This window comes from Streptomyces sp. NPDC045021 (assembly GCF_056432645.1).
In genome coordinates, this window is record NZ_JBWKIQ010000004.1 from 485941 (window position 1) to 504649 (window position 18709).

General features: G+C 70.2%; 17 protein-coding genes. 10 read left to right on the top strand and 7 right to left on the bottom strand.

The genetic code is table 11. The features are described 5' to 3' along the window. Positions 1–6 precede the first annotated feature (6 nt). On the top strand, positions 7–507 hold the full coding sequence (locus tag AC07DC_RS16460) for a GNAT family N-acetyltransferase (RefSeq protein WP_478915074.1): 501 nt from the start codon (positions 7–9) through the stop codon (positions 505–507). Between the two features lie 50 nt (positions 508–557). Here AC07DC_RS16460 and AC07DC_RS16465 read toward each other — a convergent pair whose 3' ends face one another. From AC07DC_RS16465 to AC07DC_RS16495, 7 genes are all read right to left on the bottom strand, one after another. Beyond that, positions 558–1991, bottom strand: a complete 1434-nt coding sequence (locus tag AC07DC_RS16465; protein WP_478915075.1) for an aminobutyraldehyde dehydrogenase — start codon at positions 1989–1991, stop codon at positions 558–560. Continuing rightward, a complete protein-coding gene (locus AC07DC_RS16470; RefSeq protein ID WP_478915076.1) occupies positions 1984–3297 on the bottom strand; it encodes a flavin monoamine oxidase family protein in 1314 nt (437 codons plus the stop codon). Before AC07DC_RS16470 ends, AC07DC_RS16465 begins: the two co-directional genes overlap by 8 nt. 204 nt (positions 3298–3501) lie before the next feature. After that, positions 3502–4572, bottom strand: a complete 1071-nt coding sequence (locus AC07DC_RS16475; protein WP_478915077.1) for an ABC transporter ATP-binding protein — start codon at positions 4570–4572, stop codon at positions 3502–3504. Positions 4573–4577: 5 nt separating this feature from the next. Further along, entirely contained in the window at positions 4578–5471 is an 894-nt protein-coding gene (locus tag AC07DC_RS16480; protein WP_478915078.1) for an ABC transporter permease, read from the bottom strand. Further along, positions 5468–6364 (bottom strand): ABC transporter permease, encoded by an 897-nt coding sequence (locus tag AC07DC_RS16485; protein ID WP_478915079.1) that lies wholly within the window; start codon positions 6362–6364, stop codon positions 5468–5470. The genes AC07DC_RS16480 and AC07DC_RS16485 overlap by 4 nt, the downstream gene beginning before the upstream one ends. 12 nt (positions 6365–6376) lie before the next feature. Continuing rightward, entirely contained in the window at positions 6377–7501 is a 1125-nt protein-coding gene (locus tag AC07DC_RS16490; protein WP_478915080.1) for a polyamine ABC transporter substrate-binding protein, read from the bottom strand. Positions 7502–7712: 211 nt separating this feature from the next. Beyond that, the gene (locus tag AC07DC_RS16495; protein WP_478915081.1) at positions 7713–8885 is read right to left on the bottom strand and encodes an aromatic ring-hydroxylating oxygenase subunit alpha; all 1173 of its coding nucleotides are present in this window, start codon (positions 8883–8885) and stop codon (positions 7713–7715) included. A gap of 492 nt (positions 8886–9377) precedes the next feature. Here AC07DC_RS16495 and AC07DC_RS16500 point away from each other — a divergent pair, with 492 nt between their 5' ends. The 9 genes from AC07DC_RS16500 (at position 9378) to AC07DC_RS16540 (ending at position 18690) form a co-directional block, all read left to right on the top strand. Further along, the gene (locus AC07DC_RS16500) at positions 9378–9842 is read left to right on the top strand and encodes a hypothetical protein (protein ID WP_478915082.1); all 465 of its coding nucleotides are present in this window, start codon (positions 9378–9380) and stop codon (positions 9840–9842) included. Then, on the top strand, positions 9839–11071 hold the full coding sequence (locus AC07DC_RS16505; RefSeq protein WP_478915083.1) for an NADH-ubiquinone oxidoreductase-F iron-sulfur binding region domain-containing protein: 1233 nt from the start codon (positions 9839–9841) through the stop codon (positions 11069–11071). The genes AC07DC_RS16500 and AC07DC_RS16505 overlap by 4 nt, the downstream gene beginning before the upstream one ends. A gap of 76 nt (positions 11072–11147) precedes the next feature. Then, complete coding sequence (locus AC07DC_RS16510; RefSeq protein WP_478915084.1) at positions 11148–11339, top strand: ferredoxin; 192 nt, start codon at positions 11148–11150, stop codon at positions 11337–11339. A gap of 2 nt (positions 11340–11341) precedes the next feature. Continuing rightward, positions 11342–13402 (top strand): acetate--CoA ligase family protein, encoded by a 2061-nt coding sequence (locus AC07DC_RS16515; protein WP_478915085.1) that lies wholly within the window; start codon positions 11342–11344, stop codon positions 13400–13402. A 194-nt stretch (positions 13403–13596) separates the two neighbouring features. Then, positions 13597–14769 carry an acyl-CoA dehydrogenase family protein gene (locus AC07DC_RS16520; protein WP_478915086.1) on the top strand — a complete coding sequence of 391 codons (1173 nt, stop codon included), beginning with the start codon at positions 13597–13599 and terminating at the stop codon, positions 14767–14769. A gap of 57 nt (positions 14770–14826) precedes the next feature. Beyond that, the gene (locus AC07DC_RS16525; protein WP_478915087.1) at positions 14827–16002 is read left to right on the top strand and encodes an acyl-CoA dehydrogenase family protein; all 1176 of its coding nucleotides are present in this window, start codon (positions 14827–14829) and stop codon (positions 16000–16002) included. A gap of 115 nt (positions 16003–16117) precedes the next feature. After that, the gene (locus AC07DC_RS16530) at positions 16118–16978 is read left to right on the top strand and encodes a 3-hydroxybutyryl-CoA dehydrogenase (RefSeq protein WP_478915088.1); all 861 of its coding nucleotides are present in this window, start codon (positions 16118–16120) and stop codon (positions 16976–16978) included. 126 nt (positions 16979–17104) lie between these two features. After that, positions 17105–17716, top strand: a complete 612-nt coding sequence (locus AC07DC_RS16535; protein WP_478915089.1) for a TetR/AcrR family transcriptional regulator — start codon at positions 17105–17107, stop codon at positions 17714–17716. Positions 17717–17874: 158 nt separating this feature from the next. Then, positions 17875–18690, top strand: coding sequence for an SAM-dependent methyltransferase (locus tag AC07DC_RS16540; RefSeq protein WP_478915151.1), 816 nt, complete (start codon positions 17875–17877; stop codon positions 18688–18690). Positions 18691–18709 lie beyond the last annotated feature (19 nt).

Below are 18709 nucleotides of genomic sequence, written 5' to 3' on the forward strand. Positions count from 1 at the left end.
GACGTCATGACTGATCAACCCGAGGTTGTTGTCGTCCGCCGGCCAGGCCGGCGCCCTTCGGACGAGAGCGGGTTGGCTGAGCTGTTGTTGGCCTACCATCTGCGGACGGAGGCGGAGAAGGGCGAGGCCGTTGCCGGTGTGGACGGGTTGCCGGAGCGCTATCGGACAGAGGTCGTGGACCCGCAGACCGCCTTCGTCGACGATGTCGTGCTGGTGGCGTTGAGCGGGGACACCGCTCTGGGCTGTCTGGTGGTGACCGCCCCCGTCGATGGTCGGGCAGAGGTGAAGAGGCTGTGGACGGACCCGGCATTCCGGGGCCGGGGTGTCGCGTCCGCGCTGATCGACACCGCGCTTACGCATGCCGCGGAGAGCGGCGTCAGTACCGTTGGGCTGTCGGTGTGGAAGTGGCGGACGGGTGCGATTGCCCTGTACGAGCGGCTCGGGTTCACCGTCGTTGAGTCGTGGGACGAGCGGGATCAACTGGTGTGCATGGAGCGCGCTTTGTGAGTAGTCCGAGCCATCACGACGTATAGCGCGGTCGGGCAGGATCCGGGTGGCTACAACATCACGTGCTTGACCCGGGTGTAGTCGAGCAGTCCGGCGAGTGACAGGTCGCTGCCGTAGCCCGAGTGCTTGACGCCGCCGTGCGGCATCTCGGAAACCGTCGTGCCGTGAGTGTTGATCCACACGATCCCGGTGTCCAGTGCCCGGGTGGCGCGCATCGCCCGCTGGTGGTCACTGGTCCATACGCTGGCCGCCAGGCCCTGCGGCACGCCGTTGGCGAGTCGGAGGGCTTCGGTCTCGTCGGCGAAGGACTGCACCGTGACGACGGGGCCGAAGACCTCCCGCTGCACGATCTCATCGGCCTGGCGTACCCCGGCGACGACGGTGGCCTGGTGGAAGAAGCCGGGCCGGGACAGGGCGGAACCGCCTGCCACGATCCGGGCATGGTCCGGCAGCCGGTTCAGCAGGTCGCGTACCGAGCTGAGCTGCGCGGCGCTGTTGAGCGGGCCGAAGGAGGCGTCAGGTTCCCCGGGGGCGCCCGGGAGTTGTCGTCCGGCCTGTTCGGTGAAGGCGGTCAGAAACGCGTCGTACACCCGGTGGTGGACGAGGATCCGGGTGGCTGCCGTACAGTCCTGGCCGGCGTTGTAGAAGGCGAGTGGGGCCAGTTGGCGGACGGCGTCGTCGATGTCGGCGTCGTCGTACACCAGGACCGGTGCGTTGCCGCCGAGTTCCAGATGGACCCGCTTGAGGTCCGCGGCGGCCGCCGCGGCGATCTCCTGGCCCGCCCGTACGCTGCCGGTGACCGCGATGAGCCGGATCGCCGGGTGACCGACCAGCGCCCGTCCGGTGTCGCGGTCGCCGCAGACGACGTTGAGCACCCCCGGTGGCAGGAACTCGGCCGCGATCCGCGCGAGCAGCGCCGTGGAGGACGGTGTGGTGTCGGCGGGCTTGAGTACCGTGGTGTTGCCTGCGGCCAGGGCCGGGGTGAGCTTCCAGACCGCCATCATCAGCGGGTAGTTCCACGGGGTGATCTGCGCGCACACCCCGACCGGTTCCCGGCGCAGCACCGATGTGCGGCCCGGTGTGTACTCGGTGGCGGCGCTGCCGGGAAGGCCGCGCGCGGCGCCGGCGAAGAACCGTACGGTGTCGATGATCGCGGGCAGTTCGTCCGTACGGAACAGCTCCGGCGGCTTGCCGGTGTCGGCCACCTCCGCAGCCTTGAAGTCCTCCGCGTGCCGTTCCATGGCATCCGCGATCCGCAGCAGCGCGCGCTGACGCTCGGCGGGCGTGGTCAGCGACCAGTGCTCGAAGGCGGCCTGGGCCGCTGCGCACGCCGCATCGACGTCGACGGTGTCCGAGAGCGGCGCGCGGGCGTTGATCTGCCCCGTGGCGGGATCGATGAGCCGGGTGGTGGCTCCTGAGGCGGCAGGTACGTCGGCTCCGCCGATGTGGTTGGTCACGACGGTGAGCGGGCGGGTGTCAGCCACGGCGCAGCGCCTCCTGTGCGGCGGCGCGACCGGTACGGACCGCACCCTCCATGTATCCGGCGACCCACTGGTCGGAGCCGCATACGTAGAACGGTGGCTCGTGCGTGCCGTGCAGCGGGCCCACCGCCATCACCTCGCCCGGCGACCACTGGGTGACGTACCCCTGGGTCCACGGATCGGTGCCCCACAGCCGCAGGTAGCAGGCCTCGGGTCGCAGGGCCCGGTCCCCGAACAGTCCCGCGATCTCGCCGAGCAGTTCCGGGGTGCGCAGATGGGCGGGGGTGCCGAGCAGGACACCGTAGCGTTCGGGCGGGACGAGAGCCGACAGGATTCCTTCCCCCTGCGGCCAGGTGGAGCCGAGGGTTCCCTCGGATTCTGACAGGCCGTTGCGTCCGCCGGCACGCCAGAACGGTTCGGTGTAGACGGCGGCGAACTTCGCCGTCACGGCGTTGCGCTGACGGTGCAGCGAGGCGAGGCGCTCGTCACTGACACCGGTGACGGCGACCGAACGCAGCGGGCCGACCGGCAGGGCGCTGACCACCGCGCCCGCGGTCAGGATCTCGCCGGTGGCCAGGCGGACCGCGCATCGGCCGGGCCGGATGTCCACTGCCGCCACCGGCGACCCCAGACGGACGCGGAAGTGCAGTTCGCGCGCCATCACCGCGGCCATCGTCGCCGATCCCTCGGCCAGGCGCAGGCCCTCCCAGTCCTCGTAGTCGTAGTGTCCGGAGCTGGGCACGGCTGCGTTCTTGCGCAGCGCGGCGAGCAGTGAGGTTCGTTCGTAGGATCCGCCGGCCAGGCTGAGCTGGCCGATCTCCCACAGCCGTACGACCGCGGGTGAGGCGTGACGCGCGCGCAGCCAGCCACCCACCGAGAGCCGGTCCAAGGTGGCCGCCTCCTGGTGCGACCAGGGGTCGTCCGGATCGACGGTCTTGGCCATGGCCACGAATTCGGCGGTGAGTTGCTCGTGCTGCGCCTGGTCTCCGGGCCCGAACCAGTTGGGCGGGTCGCCGGCGGAGTTCGTCTCCGGCGTGGACCGGGTGATGAGTCCCGGCTCGGCCACGTAACTGGGAACCAGCTCCAGGCCGAGTTCCGCAGCCAGTGCCAGGTACGAGGTGTGTGCGCGACCCACGACCTCTCCGCCGAGCTGGACCTGGCGTCCGTCCGGCAGTGCTGCCTGCTCTACTCTTCCGCCCACCCGGTCCCGGGCTTCCAGGATCAGCACGTCCGCGCCGCCTGCCACCAGGTCCCGGGCCGCGGCGAGTCCGGCCAGGCCGGCGCCGAGCACGATGACGTCATGGTTCATCTCGTTCAGTCCTTGTCTTGGTGTTCGGCGCCGTCGACCGCGCCCGGGCACGCCGCCCTGCCGGCCCGGCGGAGCCCATGGGTTGGGAGCCCAGGGCCCGGGGGCCGGCGGGGCGGTGCGCGGGATCCGTGCGGCGGTGTGCTCGTGGCGGGACGGTCGGCCGGGGTGGGGCGATGTTTCCTGGAGCGGCGGGGGAGCCGCGGCTCAGCTCAGAACGAGGCAGTGTTCGGGTTTCCAGCCGAGTTCTACGCTCTCGCCGCCGCTCCACCGGTCCTCATTGCGGGACCGCGCGGTGTTCTGCTCCAGCGCCGACAGTGTGACCCCGGGTGCGAGTTCGATCAGGTAGGTCGTCGTCGGCCCGGAGTACACGGTCTCCCTGATCACTCCGCGCATCACTGACATGCCGGGCTCGAAGTCGGACAGCCAGATCTTCTCCGGTCGGATGGACATGCTCACCGCGCTGCCCTCGGCGATGCCGTCGCGGCGGCCCACGGGTAGCGACAGCCCCTGCTCGAGCACGATGTCGCCGCCGCGGTAGGTCCCCGTCATCAGGTTGGAGGTGCCCATGAACGAGGCGACGAAGCGGCTGGCGGGATGCTCGTAGACGTCCTCGGGCGTGCCGCACTGTTCGACGTGGCCCGCGTTCATCACTGCCACCCGGTCGGACATGGTCAGGGCCTCGTCCTGGTCGTGGGTGACGAACACGAAGGTGATGCCGACCTCGCGCTGGATCTGCTTGAGCTCCACCTGCATCTGGCGGCGCAGTTTCAGGTCCAGGGCGGCCAGCGGTTCGTCGAGCAGCAGTACAGCCGGCCGGTTGACGAGTGCGCGGGCCAGGGCGACCCGCTGTCGCTGGCCTCCGGACAGGGTCGCGGGCTTGCGCTTGGCGAGCCCGCTGAGCTGGACCAGGTCCAGCATGTCGCCGACGCGTTGCTTGATTTCGGCCTTGGGCACGCGCTTGCGTTTGAGGCCGAAGGCCACGTTGTCGGTGAGGCTGAGATGGTCGAACAGCGCGTAGCTCTGGAAGACGGTGTTGACGTTGCGCTTGTTCGGCGGCAGTGCCGTCACGTCTTCCCCGGCAAGCAGCACGGCGCCCTCGGTGGGGTCGGAGAACCCGCCGATCATGCGCAGTGAGGTGGTCTTGCCGCAGCCCGAGGGGCCGAGCAGGGAGAAGAACTGGCCTGCCGCGATGTCGAGGGTGACGTCACGGACGGCGTAGGAGTCCGCGAACTGCTTGGAGACGCCGTCGAGCCGGACTGCGGGAGTCGTGTCCATGGGTGTCACTTCCCTGAGAGGAGATCGAGGCCGCCGCGACGGCCGAACAGGCGGGGAATGGTCAGGGCCAGTGCGATCAGTCCGATGGATCCGGCCAGCATCAGCGTTCCCAGGGCGTTGATGGTGGGCTGTACCCCGAAGCGGATCGCCGAGTAGATCCGCACGGAGACCGGCTGGGGATCGACTCCGGTGGTGAAGTAGGCCAGGACGAAGTCATCGAAGACCAGCGCGAAGATGAGGACCGCGCAGGCCAGGACTGCGGGCAGCAGGGCCGGCAGGGTCACCAGTCGTAGTGCCTGCCACCTGGTTGCGCCCAGGTCCATCGCGGCTTCTTCCACTTCGGGGTTGAGGGCGGCGACGCGTGAGCGCAGGATCACGGTCACGTAGGAGATGGAGAAGGTGATCTCGGAGATCATCACCGTGCCCATGGACAGGGTTATGCCCAGCCCTTTGAACAGCAGCATCGACGCCACCCCGGTGACGATCTCCGGTGTGATCAGCGGGACCAGCAGGACCAGGCCGGCCAGGGAGCCCAGGCGGCTGCGGCAGCGTACGAGTCCCAGGGCCAGCGCCCCACCGAGCACGATGGATCCGGCCATGGCCACCAGCGAGATCTTCAGGCTGGCGCCGAGCGAGCCGAGCAGCACGCCGTCGTGGAGAAAGGCGCGGTACCAGCGCAGGCTGAAGCCGCCGAAGACGGTCAGCGACTTCTTGGAGTTGAAGGAGTACAGCACCACGACGACGATGGGCAGGTAGAGCAGCGCGAAGAACAGGGCCGTGACCGCGATGGCGAAGCGGGGCCTGCGCTCGGCGCCGCGGCGCCGAGCCCGCGGGCGACGGGCCGGTGGAGGCGGGGCTTGAGCAGGCACAGCGGTGGTGGAAGGACTGTGTACGGTCATCGGCGGGCCTCCGCCTCGTCCTTGCGGGTGCGCCGCAGGTAGCCGAGCATGCCGATCAGCAGCACCAGCATCAGCATCATGGTCAGGGCGGAGCCCAGCGGCCAGTTCTGGCCCTGGAAGAACTTGTCCTGGATGAGATTGCCGATCATGATCTGGTCCGGTCCCCCCAGGAGTTGTGCGCTGACGAAGTCGCCCATGGCCGGCAGGAAGACCAGGACCAGGCCGGCCACCGCGCCCTGGCGGGTCGCCGGGAGCGTGACGTGGAAGAACGTGCGGACCGGACCGCCATACAGGTCGCGGCCTGCCTCGATCAGGGAGACATCCAGGCGTTCCAGGGCCGCGTACAGGGGAATGATCATGAAGACCACGAATCCGTAGACCAGTCCGGCCACGACGCCGAAGCCCGTATTGAGGATCTTCGTCCCGGAGTCGGCCAGACCCAGCTTGCGCAGGGTGGTCAGTACGGGCCCGTCGTCGGAGAGCACCACCGACCAGCCGTACATGCGCACCAGGTAGTTGGCGAAGAACGGCACGACGATCGCCGAGATGAGCGCGTTCTTGAACCGTCCGCCGTGCAGGGCGATCGTGTACGCGACCGGGTAGGCCACCAGCAGGCAGATGACGCAGGTCAGCAGGGCGTAGCCGAGGGAGCGCAGCATGACGCCCGCGTAGGCGGGGTCGGCCAGCGCCCGGATGCTGCTCAGGTCGAATCCGAACCGGGGGTTGCCGAGGTCATCGGTGGTGCCCACGGCGAGGGTGGCCACCAGGAGCAGGGAAGCGATCAGGAAGCCGGTCATCCACAGGGTGCCGGGGACCATGAGCCAGGTCCACAACCGGGCGCCGCCGGCGGAGGGGCCGGGCAGTGGGCGCCGTGCGCGCTTGAGTCTCAGCATCTCAGCCGGCCTTCACATGGGTCCAGGCGGTGTCCCGCGCGTCTTCTTGCACGCGGGTGCCGTTGCGGAAGAACAGGTCCGCCTTGAGGTCGTCGTCGGTGACGATGCACTCGGGGAAGGGCTTGACGAGCGCGGCGTAGACGTCCTCGGTGCCGACCACCGGCATGGGTAGCCGATGTACTCGATGTTCTTCTTGACGTTCTCCGGGCGGAGCATGTAGTCGATGAAGAGCATCGCGGTCCCGGGGTGGCGGGCGTTGGAGGGGATGGCGTAGCAGTCGGAGTTGATCGGCGTGCCCTCCTTGGGGGCCTGGAAGCCGAACACGGAGGGGTCCTTGGCCTGGTTCAGCATCGCGGCCATGTCCCCGCTCCAGGCCTGGGTTATCGCCGCGTTGCCGTTGAGCAGGTTGTTGTAGCTGTCGCTGGAGAAGCCGCGCAGACTGGGGCGCAGTGTCTTGAGCAGCGAGGTGATGCGGTCCAGGTCGCCGGTGTCGCTGGTGCTGATGCCGAGGCCGAGTTTGAGCGCCGCCATGCCGAGGACCTCGTCACGGTCGTCGAGCAGGAACGTCTTGCCCTTGGCCTTGCGGTTCCACAGGTCTTCCCAGGAGCCGGTGAGGTCGCCGATCTGGTCGCGTCGCCAGCCGATGCCGGTCTTGTAGACGGTGAACGGGACGGTGTGGGCGGATCCCGGGTCGTACCAGGGGTCGGCGAAGTAGGCGTGCTTGCCGAGGACGGACTGGCTGTGGGTGAGCTTGGCGTGGTCGATCCGGTGCAGTTTTCCGCCCCGGGCAAGCCGCTGGGCCCATTTGGCCGTGGGGAAGATGATGTCGTACTGGTTGCCGGCGTTGATTTTGGCGACCATGCCTTCCATCGAGTCGAAGTTCGACTGGATGATCTTGACGCCGTATTCCTTGCGGAAGCCGTCGAAGACGGCCGGGTCCACGTAATCGGCCCAGTTGAAGTAGACGAGGTCGCCGTCGACGCGCACATCGATCGGTGCCCGGTCCTGGTCGTCGGAGCTCTTCACGGGCGCGAACCCGCAGCCGCCCAGTGAGGCGGCACCCGCGGCGCCGAGCGCGCCGAGGGCGGCCGCTCGCAGCAGGGAGCGTCGTGATGGTGGAGGTACCTCGGGGGACACGGATCGTCCTCTCCGTAGTGGAATGGCACAGCTCCAGGGCTGGACCGGCTGTGGGCTCACGGAGGCCCTGTCTCCGCAGTAAGGAAAGCCGGTCTGGGGACGTGCGTGCGGCGCCGGACCCGGCGATGTCAGCCGGTGGCGGGTAACACGGCGCGGGACGCCGGCAGGCCGGTGACGGGCGTCGACTGCCGGCACCGGGCCGGGACGCCGGTCACGGTCGCTTCCCCTCGATGTCGTTGCGCAGCCGGCGGGCGAACCAGCCGACGGCGGCCTCGCGGCGCGACAGCGGTCCGGGCTCGTACCCCGGTGTGCTGAGCCCTGCCTGGACGCGTGCGACCAGTTCGGCGTCCTCGTCGTTGGTGATCCAGCCGATGTGGATGTTCAGCCGCCTGGCGAGCCGGGTGCGGGCGCTCGTGCCCTGGCGGGTGTAGAAGCCCCCCGGCAGGGCCGTGCGGTCCTGCGCGGTGGGCAGCGCGGTCCAGGCGATCACATGGTCGGGGTAGAGGTCGATCAGGGTGTTCGGGTAGATCACCGCGTAGCGCCATACCCGCCGGTCGGCCTTGGCCAGGCCGGGCATGGGGGAGGCGACCCACTGGTAGAGGCGCTCGGCCCAGTTCGAGGAGGGCTTGTCGCGCAGTGGGGACTCGAACAATGCGTACGACTCGGTGATGTCGACGGTGTACCCCTGATAGTCGAGCAGTCGCATCAGCCCCGGATGGGCGACGGGCACGTGGTAGCCCTCCAGGTAGTTGTCGACGACCACCTTCCAGTTGGCCTTCTGCACCTCGGCTCCGGCGAGGTCGTGGATGCGGCCGCGGCCCACCGGTACGAGTCCTGGCCCGGTGTAGTGCCCGATGGCCTCGGCCAGGCCGGCGCACTGTTCCGCCAGCGGCACCGCGTCGGGGTCGAGGTTGACGAACACGAAGCCGAGGAAGGACTCGACGCGGACAGAATGCAGGCCCAGGCGCGGCTTGTCCAGGCAGGGGATCTGCCGGGCCTCGGGGGCGCCGACCAGGGATCCGTCCAGCCGGTAGGTCCAGCCGTGGTAGGGGCAGCGGATGGCTTTGCCGGCCGGTTCGGGCGAGCTGACCAGCTGGGTTCCGCGGTGCCGGCAGACGTTGAGGTGGGCGGCGAGGCCGCCGTCCTCGGTGCGGACCACCAGGACGCTCCGGCCGGCCGCGGTGGCGGACAGCCGGGCGCCCGGACCGGGAAGGTCGGTCTCGTGGCAGATGAGCTGCCAGGACTTGGCGAAGACGAGTTCGGTCTCGGCCGTGGCGATGGCGGGGTCGGTGTAATAACGCGCGGGGAGTGCTTGCCCGGGGGAGTTCTCGGCGGTGCCCGGAGCGCCGTCGGCGACGGGTGCCTGGGTGGTTGGGGGCTGCATCGGATCCTCCTCCACGCCGCAGCGGCGGCGATGGGTGGTGAGGCTGCGCAGGGGTGACGGCCGGCAGGGGACCGGGCCGGGCGTGACCGCACTGACTAACTGGTCAGTCAGACTGGAACCAATCCTCGCCGATGTCAAGGATTGCGGACTGGCTAACTAGTTAGTTAGTCTCGAAGCAGTCGAGCCGCTGACGACCCCCGTATGTCGCACCGGCCCCCTACGCACCGGGCGGTCATCACAGGGCCGGTCCCGGCACCCGGACCGGCACCCGGCCGGTGCCCCCGCAAGACCACCGGCCGGGTGTCCCAGGAGAAGCCGACACCGAGACGCCGAAACGCACCGCGGACCGGGTCCAGCCCGGGCCACAGCGCCTCGGTGGGCGGCAGCCCGCACCGCGCTCACTGCCACCGGCACGCACCTTGTCCCACCCACCGCGAACCATCCGCCCGCCTCGGTCCCACCGAGACCGGCCCTTCGTACCCGGAGGCACGCATGAGCTGTCGTCGGCATCTGGTCTGGCTCGGCCTCACCCCCGAGCCGGAGCGGGAACTGCCCGCCGTGGTGGCAGCCTTGCGCTCCCGCACACCCGGCTCCCGCACACCCGGCTCCCGCACACCCGGTTCCCGCACACCCGGTTCCCGCACACCGACCGGCACACCGGCCGGCCTGGCCGAAGCCGAACGGCAGCGGGTGCAACAGCTGATCCTGCGCGGCACCCAGCACAGCTGGCTCCGCTACCTCGCCGAGGTCACCGCCCTGGTGGTCGACGCCGCGGACACCCCCGCCCACGGCGATCGCGAGGCCGCACTGACCGCGGGAGACGTCGTACTCGACCACCACCGGATGCTCATCGGCCTGCCCGGGCCCGGATACGAAGCCACCGCCGCGCAGCGGCAGGCACTCGAAGAGGCGTTGCGGCGCCTCAGGAACCGCACCCCGAACGAAGGCGCCGCATGACCGAGATCCTTTCCCTGATGCCCCCGGGGCAGCGCCGCCTGCTCACCGCACAGCCGCCCGGGGGCGAGGACCTCAGCGCCTACCTGGCGACCGGCGGCTACCCGGCCGCACCCGACCCCCGGCGGCTGCTCGACCGCGTCGCCACCCGTGGCCTGCGCGGACGGGGCGGGGCGGGATTCCCCACCGCCGACAAGCTCCGGTCAGTGCGGGACGCGCCGCACCGGGCGGTCGTGGTGGCCAACGGCGAAGAGGGCGAGCCCGGCTCGGCGAAGGACCGTTGGCTGCTGCGCTCCCGGCCGCACCTCGTCCTCGACGGACTGCGCCATGCCGCGTCCATGACCGGAGCCGCGCGCGGCTACGTCTACCTGTCCGACGCCGCCGCGGCCGACAGCATCCGACGGGCTCTGGCCGAGCGGCCGCCGAGTACTCCCGTCGAGGTCGTCGTGACCGAGCACACCTACGTCGCGGGTGAGGAAACAGCCGTGGTGCGCCGGATCGACGGCGGTCCCGCGCTGCCCACCGCCAAACCCCCGCGCCCGTTCGAACGAGGCGTCGGCGGTGCGCCGACACTGGTGGCCAACGTGGAGACCCTGGCCCGACTCGCTCTGCTGGCCGCCGCCCCGGGTACCGCTACCGCGGCCGACTCCTACCTGGTGACCCTCTCCGGCGGCCGGACCGAACCGGTACTGGCCGAGGCGCCGACAGGCACCGTCTTGAAGGCACTGGCCGACGCCCATGCCTCCGGGAGCGCCACCGCGGTGCTCATGGGCGGACTGTTCGGCGGGCTGTTCGGCGACGGCTGGCAGGACCTGCGGCTGGACCACGACGAGCTCGCGGCAGCGGGCACGGCGCTCGGCTGCGGGGCGATCCGGTTCCTGTTCCCGCAGGACTGCCCGGTGGGGGCAGCGGCGGACGCCGCCGGGTTCCTCGCCGCGCACAGCGCCCGGCAGTGCGGCGTCTGCGTCTCCGGTACGCAGGCCCTCGCCGGCGCCCTGGCCGCACTGGCACGCGGACAGGCGTCCACCCAGGACACCGACAACCTGCAGCGCTGGTCCGCCGGCCTGCCCCGCCGCGGAGCGTGCGGTCTGCTCGACGCAGCCGCACGCACCGCCGGGACCCTGCTGCACCACTTCCCGCACCTGGTCCGGTCGCATGTGGAGGCACCCTGCCCGGACTGCGCCATCGCTCCGCCCGACGGCGGGAACCGCCTGACGGTGGCCGCTCCCTGAGCGGACCCAGCTGCCCCCCAACCGCCGCACTGCCGCCCGAACCCCCAGGACCGTCCCGATTTCTTGAGGAGCACCCATGAAACTCCAGCTGGACTCCACGCTCTGCCAGGGCTACGGCCTGTGCCATGAACGCGCCCCGGAACTGGTCGGGATCGACGAGTGGGGCTACGCCCACCTGACCGCCGCAACCATCCCCGGCGCCACCGCCGAACAAGCCGCCGAAGCGGTCACCTCCTGCCCCAACGCCGCACTGCGACTGGTGAAGTGACCATGGGACGTGACCTGTCGGCCCTGTTCGACCCCATCTCGGTGGCCGTCGTCGGAGCCAGTGACGACCCGGCCAAGTACGGCCACGCCATAGCCGCCCAAGCGGTGCGCGCCCCGCACCGCCGCCCAGTGCACCTGGTCAACCGGCGCGGCGGAACGGTGCTGGGCCGGACCGCGGCCAGCAGCCTCGCCGCGATCGGCGAGCCCGTCGACCTGGCGGTGATCTCCGTCCCGGCCGCGGGGTTCGAAGCAGCCGTCGATGAGGCCCTGGCCTGCGGAGCCCGCTCGATCGTGGCCATCACCGCCGGCTTCGCCGAGACCGGACCGGCCGGACGCGAACGCCAGCGGGCCATCGCCGAGCGGGTACGCGCGGCCGGGGCGGTCATGGTCGGACCCAACTGCCTCGGCATCGCGGACAACACCACCGACCTCCATCTCGCCTCCGACCACTTCACCCCCGGCGGAGTGGCGCTGCTGAGCCAGAGCGGCAACCTCGCCCTGGAGCTCCAACTCCGCTTCGGGGCGCACGACCTGGGCTTCTCCCGGTTCGTATCGCTGGGCAACCAGGCAGACGTCACACTCGTCGACCTCCTCGCCGACTGCGCCCTGCATGAAGGCACCCGGGCGATCGCCGTCTACGCGGAGGACTTCGCGGACGGCCGCGCCTTCGCCGAAGCGGCCGCCGCAGCCGGCAAACCGGTCGTCCTGATGACCGGTGGCCGTGGCGACGCCTCGGCCCGCAGCGCCCAGTCGCACACCGGAGCGCTGACGACATCCGCGGATGTCGTCACCGCGGCGTGCCGCGACGCGGGCATCGAACTGGTCGCCACACCCCGCGAGCTGACCGTCGTCCTGGCCGCCCTGGACAGCGGTCGGCGGGTCCGGTGCCACCGGGTCGCGATCCTCACCGACGGCGGCGGCCACGGCGTCATCGCCGCCGACGCCGTCGAAGCCGCGGGGCTGACGGTGCCCGAGCTCGAACCGGCCACCCAGGACGGCCTGCGGGCCACGCTGTGGGAGCAGTCGGCGGTCGTGAACCCGGTCGACCTGGCCGGCATGGGCGAGCAGAACCCCGCGTCCTACGCCGCCGCGGTGGCCACGCTGCTGGACGCCGAGGAGACCGATGCCGTACTGATGACCGGATACTTCGGCGGTTACGCGGCCGGCGACGGCGGCCTCGGCGCAGGCGGGACGGCCCTGGCGGCCGGTGAGACGGCGGCGGCGCGGGCGATCGCCGCCCACCAGCGCACCGTCGCCACACCCCTGGTCGTCCAGTCGATGTACCCCCGGTCGTCCAGCTGCCGGACCCTGGCATCGGCGGGAATCCCCGTCTTCGACGCTACCGAGGACGCCGCCCGTGCGCTGGCAGCCCTCACCGCGCCGCCGCACCCGGCGTCGTCGGGAATCCTCCCGCTGCCGGCGGCCGCCGAGCCCCTGCGCGAGACCGGCTACCTGGCGACCCGCCGCGCGCTGGAGACGGCGGGAATCCCCTTCCCGGCGGTGCGCGAGGTGCGAGACCAGGAAGAGTTGCTCGCCGCCGCCGACGAGATCCCCGGCCCCTACGTCCTCAAAGCCCTGCACCTGCTGCACAAATCGGATGCCGGCGGGGTGGCACTGAACCTGTCCGGCCGCGACGCCCTGCTCGCCGCCTTCCGTGAAATGCACGGTCGGCTCGGCGCGCCCGCGTACTCGGTGGAGTCCATGGCCGACCTCTCGGACGGGATCGAACTCATCGTGGGCGTCAACCGTGATCCCCGATTCGGGCCGGTCGCCATGGTGGGCCTCGGCGGCGTCCTCGCCGAGGCACTGCGGGACGTCGCGTTCGCCCTGGCCCCCGTCTCCGCCGAGCGTGCCCGGACACTTCTGCGCAGTCTCCGCACGGCCACCCTGCTCGACGGTGTACGCGGCAGGCCCGCTGTGGACGTGGCCGCCGCGGCCGAAGCCATCGAAAGGATCACGGCCTTCGCCGCCGCCCACCCCGAGATCGCCGAGCTGGAGATCAACCCGCTTCTGGTCCGCCCCGACGGCGTGCTCGCACTGGACTCACGAGCCGTGCTCGCCTGACGGCACCCCACCACCCGGCGACCAGTGGCCCGGCACACCAGCCGCGGCCCCTCCCGAACCCTCACCGCCGCCCACGAACCCCCACCGCGGACCCCGGACCACCTCGTCCCGGACCACCCGGACCACCCGGACCAGTCGGCCCGCCCATCCGCAGCCCTGCCCACGCCATCCCTCAAGCCCCTGAAGAGGCCCTCATGGATATGCGTTACACCACCGAACAGGCCGACCTCAAACAGCGCGCCGCCGCCTACGCGCGGCTCCTGATGGGCTACGAGGATCAGTCGGAGACGGCCGGCGGCCCCCTGCCGAAGGAGACGGTCGTCGAGTTGACCCGCGCGGCCATGGACGCCGGGGTCTACGCCATCAACATGCCCGCCGAGTGGGGCGGAGCCGGGCTGAGCCTGCTCGACCAGGTCATCGTCGAGGAGGAGTTCGGCAAGGTGACCAACTGCCTGTGGGACATTCCCTGGCGCCCCGCCAACGTCCTGGCCTACGGCGACGAACGCCAGCGGGAGAAGTACCTGTTGCCGGTCATCCGCGCGGAGCGGTTCGATGCCTTCGCGGTGACCGAGCCCGGTGCCGGATCCGATCCGTCCTCGGGGACCAGCACCGCCACCCGTACGGAGGGCGGCTGGCTGCTCAACGGTGAGAAGTGGTTTGTCACCTGCGGTGACATCGCCGACTTCCTGCTGGTCCAGGCGGACGCCGGCCCGGAGCGGGCTCCGACGTTGTTCTTCGTCGACAAAGCCGCCGCCGGAGTGACGATGACGCGGGTCCCGCAGTTCATGCACAGCGCGGTGAACGGGCACCCGGAGTTCACGTTCACCGATGTCTACGTCGGCGACGAGGATGTGCTCGGCGGCGTCGGCGGGGGTTACGCCCTGACCAAGGAGTGGTTCACCGACGAGCGGCTGATGATCGCCGCCCGGACGGTCGGCGCCGCACAGCGCGCTCTGGAGCTGGCCCGGGACTGGGCACTGGGCCGTGAGCAGTTCGGCTCCCGCATCGCTGATTTCCAGCTGATCCAGGGGATGCTGGCCGACTGCGCCGTGGACATCGCGGTCAACCGCGCCTACACCCACCAGGTCGCGTGGGAGGCCGATCAGCCGTCCACCGACCGCAAGAGCCTGCACGCCAAGGCCGCCACCGCCAAGCTCTCGGCGAGCGAGGCCGCGGGCCGGGTGATCGACCGGTGTCTGCAGATCTTCGGCGGCCGCGGCTACGACCGCTCCTACCCGGTGGAGCGCATGTACCGCGAGGTCCGGGTGGACCGCATCTGGGAGGGCACCTCCGAGATCCAGCGGCTCATCATCGCCAACGAGCTCATCAAGCGCGGCACCGGAGTCCTGGCCCTGCCCACCCCCTGACCCCGACCGTCACCGTCCACCGCACCCCACCGGCCCATCACACTCGCGAGGAACCACATGGACTTCCGGCTCACCGAACGTCAGATACAGCTCAAGACCGCCGCGCGCTCCCTCACCGAGTTCATCACGCAGTACGAGACCGACTGCGAGACGGACAACGGCCTGTCGCCCCAGGCCCATGCCGCCGTCCGCGACGCCGTTCTCGACTCCGGCCTCCAGGCGGTCAACATGCCAATCGAGTGGGGCGGTGCCGGACTCACCATCGCCGAGCAGGCCACCGTCCAGGAAGAACTGGGACGCCTCACCGGAGCGTTGTGGGACATGGTCTGGCGCCCGGCCAACGCGCTGCGCTTCTGCACACCCGAGCAGCGCGAGCGCTACCTCATCCCGGTCATCAACGGGCAGCGCCGGGACTGCTACGCGGTCACCGAGCCCAACGCCGGGTCCGATCCGCAGAATCTGGCCACCACGGCCACCAGGACCGCATCGGGTTGGGTGCTCAACGGTGAGAAGTGGTTCGTCACCGTCGGAGACCACGCCGACTTCATGATCGTGCTGGCGGCCGCGGGGCCCGAACGCGCCCCCACGCTCTTCCTCGTCGACAAGGACACGCCCGGGATCGAGATGACCCGCGTGCCCCGCTTCATGCACACCTTCGTGTACGAGCACCCCGAGTTCATCTTCACCGATGTCCAGGTGGGCGAGGACGCCGTCCTTGGTGGCATCGGCGAGGGCTACGACATCACCCGCTCCTGGTTCACCGAGGAGCGGCTGATGATCGCGGCGCGCACCATCGGCGCCGCCGAGCGCGGGCTGGAGTTGGCCCGGGACTGGGCACTGGGCCGTGAGCAGTTCGGCTCCCGCATCGCTGATTTCCAGCTGATCCAGGGGATGTTGGCCGACTGCGCCGTGGACATCGCGGTCAATCGCGCCTACACCCACCAGGTGGCCTGGGAGGTCACCGGATCGACGGAGGAGAACCGGAAGGCCCTGCACGCCAAGGCCGCCATCGCCAAACTCTCGGCGAGTGAGGCGTCGGGCCGGGTGATCGACCGGTGTCTGCAGATCTTCGGCGGCCGCGGCTACGACCGCTCCTACCCGGTGGAACGCCTGTACCGCGAGCTCCGGGTGGACCGCATCTGGGAGGGCACCTCCGAGATCCAGCGGCTCATCATCGCCAACGAGCTCATCAAGCGCGGCACCGGAGTCCTGGACCTTCCCCAATCGCGGTGACCTCTGCCGGGAGCCGACCCGGTTCCGCGTAACGCCCGGGGGCGGCCCCGCACAGGGGCCGGCCCCGGGCAGCCGATCGACACACCACACCCCGACACACCATGAAGGAGAACCGATGGCCGACATCGAACGGGTGGGCATCGTAGGGTGCGGACTCATGGGCTCCGGCATCGCCGAGGTCTGCGCGCGAGCCGGAATCGATGTGGTCGTCGCGGAGACAGGCCCGGCAGCGGCCCGGGCCGGCCGGGACCGGATCGCGCGGTCCCTGGAGCGTGCCACAGGCCACGGCAAGCTCGACGCCGCCGACCGCGACGCCGCACTGGCACGCATCACGGTTGTCGCGGAGCTCGACCCGCTGCACGACCGCGACCTGGTCATCGAGGCGGTCGCCGAGGACGAGCAGACCAAGGTCGCGGTGTTCACCCGGCTCGACGCCGTGGTCACCAGGCCGGACGCGATACTGGCCACCAACACCTCCTCCATCCCGGTGATTCGCCTGGCGGCCGCCACCTCCCGGCCCGAGCAGGTGGTCGGCGTGCACTTCTTCAATCCGGTCCCGGTGCTGCGGCTGGTGGAACTCGTGCCCTCGCTCCTCACCTCCGCAGCCACCATCCACCGGGCCGAGACCTTCGCCCGCGACACCCTCGGCAAGGAGATCGTGCGCGCACAGGACAGGGCGGGCTTCGTCGTCAACGCACTCCTCGTTCCGTACCTGCTCGCCGCCGTGCGCCTGGTCGAGTCCGGTACCGCCTCCATCGAGGACATCGACCGGGGGATGGTCCTGGGGTGCGCCCACCCGCTCGGTCCACTCGCGCTGACCGACCTGATCGGCCTGGACACCACCCGTGCCATCGCCGAATCGATGTACGCGGAGTTCAAGGAACCCCTGTATTCACCGCCGCCGCTGCTGTCCCGGATGGTCGAGGCGGGCCTACTCGGGCGCAAGACGGGACGCGGGTTCCACACCTACGCATAGCCGAGCCCGGTCCGGCCGCCGCGGCCGCCCCACCAGGGCCGTCAGGCGCGCCCCCGGTCCCGGTGGTCCAGATCATGGGAGAGGATGGTCAGGTCACCGCGCAGACGACAACTGGGGAGCACAACCGTGGCCACGAACGGGCGCACGACGGAGACCCGCGAGCGGATTCTGTCCGCCGCCTGCCAAGTGATCGCCGAGACCGGGTTCGAGAAGATCCGGATGTGGATGGTGGCGGAACGCGCCGGGGTGTCGACCGCTCTGCTGCACTACCACTACAAGACCCGCGACAAGCTCTTCACCGAGGCGATGACCCACTCGTTCGCCAACACCACCGTGGATCTCGAGCGTGACGCGGACTCGGTGGCACCGTCGGTCATCCTGGCCCGCATCGTGCGGAGTCTGCTGCCCATGGACCCCGAGCTGCGCCAGGACTGGCGTCTGTGGCAGGAACTGTGGGTGCGGGCGCTGCGCGACGAGGAGACGCAGCGGTTCGCCGTCGATCTGTACGACCAGCTCCAGGAGTGGGTGGCCGGCGCGCTGAACCGAGGAATCCAGGCGGGTGAATTCACCACGACCGACGTCGCCGGCCTCAGCACCCACATCCTCGCGCTGTGCGACGGCTACGGCATCCGACTCATGCTCAGTGATCCGGCGGTCACCTCCGACAGCGCGCTGAACGCTGTTTGGGGAGCGATCGCCGCCGCGCTGGGGATTACGCCGACCTTCCCGGCGATCTGAACCCGGCTGCGTGCCGGGATGTCCAGTGTCGTGTTCGCCACGATGTGATCCGCAAAACCCCATTCGCGCACTGTTCACCGCTACACGCTGTTGCCTAGGATGGCACCTTGAGTGAGTGGAGCAAGTGGAGCGTGCCGGCACGGCACGATGGGGGCCTGATGAGCTACAGCGACAAACCGTTGCCCGTGACGGTCGACGTGAGCGTGCCCAGCGTGGCGCGAATGTACGACTTCCTTCTCGGCGGGAAGGACAGCTATCCCGTTGACCAGGAGGCATGCGCTCTTCTGCTCGAGGAGGTGCCCAGTACCAAGGCTCTGGCGGTCAACAACCGGCACTTCCTGCAGCGGGCCGTGCGCACCCTGGCCGCGGAGCACGGCATCCGCCAATTCGTCGACCACGGGTCGGGCCTGCCCACCCAGGACAATGTCCACCAGGTCGCCCAACGTGTCGATCCCGCCAGTCGTGTTGTCTACATCGACAACGACCCGATGGTCATGGCCCACGGGCGGGCCATCTTGGAGGAGAACACCTCCACCACGGTCATCCACGCCGACATGCGCGACACCGACGCCATCTTCGAGAATCCTGACACCCGGCGGCTCATCGACCCGAACCAGCGCACCGCCGCATTGTTCGTCTCCGTCCTGCACTGCATCCCCGACCGGGACGATCCCGCCGGCTTGGTGCGCCGGGTCGCGGAGCGCCTGGCCCCGGGCAGCTTCCTGGTGGTGTGCCAACTCGTCAGCGATGACCCCAAGATCCGGGACTTCGTCACCACGTTCATGGACGAACAGACGCACGGCAACTGGGGCCGGGTCCGCGAAGAGAAGGACGTGCGGGACTTCGTGGCCGGCATGGACATCCTCGACCCGGGCCTGGTGGAAGTCTCCACTTGGCGCCCGAACAGCGACCTGCTTCCGCGTCAGACCAGCCAGGAATGGACTGAGTTCGGCGGCGTGGTCCGCATCCCGTGACGCCGTGACGCCGTGGCCG

Coding starts and splice junctions, on each gene's coding strand:
- AC07DC_RS16505 (WP_478915083.1), top strand. CDS start 9,839: ATGACCGAGATCCTTTCCCTGATGCCCCCGGGGCAGCGCCGCCTGCTC.
- AC07DC_RS16470 (WP_478915076.1), bottom strand. CDS start 3,297: ATGAACCATGACGTCATCGTGCTCGGCGCCGGCCTGGCCGGACTCGCC.
- AC07DC_RS16480 (WP_478915078.1), bottom strand. CDS start 5,471: ATGACCGTACACAGTCCTTCCACCACCGCTGTGCCTGCTCAAGCCCCG.
- AC07DC_RS16460 (WP_478915074.1), top strand. CDS start 7: ATGACTGATCAACCCGAGGTTGTTGTCGTCCGCCGGCCAGGCCGGCGC.
- AC07DC_RS16530 (WP_478915088.1), top strand. CDS start 16,118: ATGGCCGACATCGAACGGGTGGGCATCGTAGGGTGCGGACTCATGGGC.
- AC07DC_RS16495 (WP_478915081.1), bottom strand. CDS start 8,885: ATGCAGCCCCCAACCACCCAGGCACCCGTCGCCGACGGCGCTCCGGGC.
- AC07DC_RS16525 (WP_478915087.1), top strand. CDS start 14,827: ATGGACTTCCGGCTCACCGAACGTCAGATACAGCTCAAGACCGCCGCG.
- AC07DC_RS16510 (WP_478915084.1), top strand. CDS start 11,148: ATGAAACTCCAGCTGGACTCCACGCTCTGCCAGGGCTACGGCCTGTGC.
- AC07DC_RS16500 (WP_478915082.1), top strand. CDS start 9,378: ATGAGCTGTCGTCGGCATCTGGTCTGGCTCGGCCTCACCCCCGAGCCG.
- AC07DC_RS16540 (WP_478915151.1), top strand. CDS start 17,875: ATGAGCTACAGCGACAAACCGTTGCCCGTGACGGTCGACGTGAGCGTG.
- AC07DC_RS16515 (WP_478915085.1), top strand. CDS start 11,342: ATGGGACGTGACCTGTCGGCCCTGTTCGACCCCATCTCGGTGGCCGTC.
- AC07DC_RS16520 (WP_478915086.1), top strand. CDS start 13,597: ATGGATATGCGTTACACCACCGAACAGGCCGACCTCAAACAGCGCGCC.
- AC07DC_RS16485 (WP_478915079.1), bottom strand. CDS start 6,364: ATGCTGAGACTCAAGCGCGCACGGCGCCCACTGCCCGGCCCCTCCGCC.
- AC07DC_RS16475 (WP_478915077.1), bottom strand. CDS start 4,572: ATGGACACGACTCCCGCAGTCCGGCTCGACGGCGTCTCCAAGCAGTTC.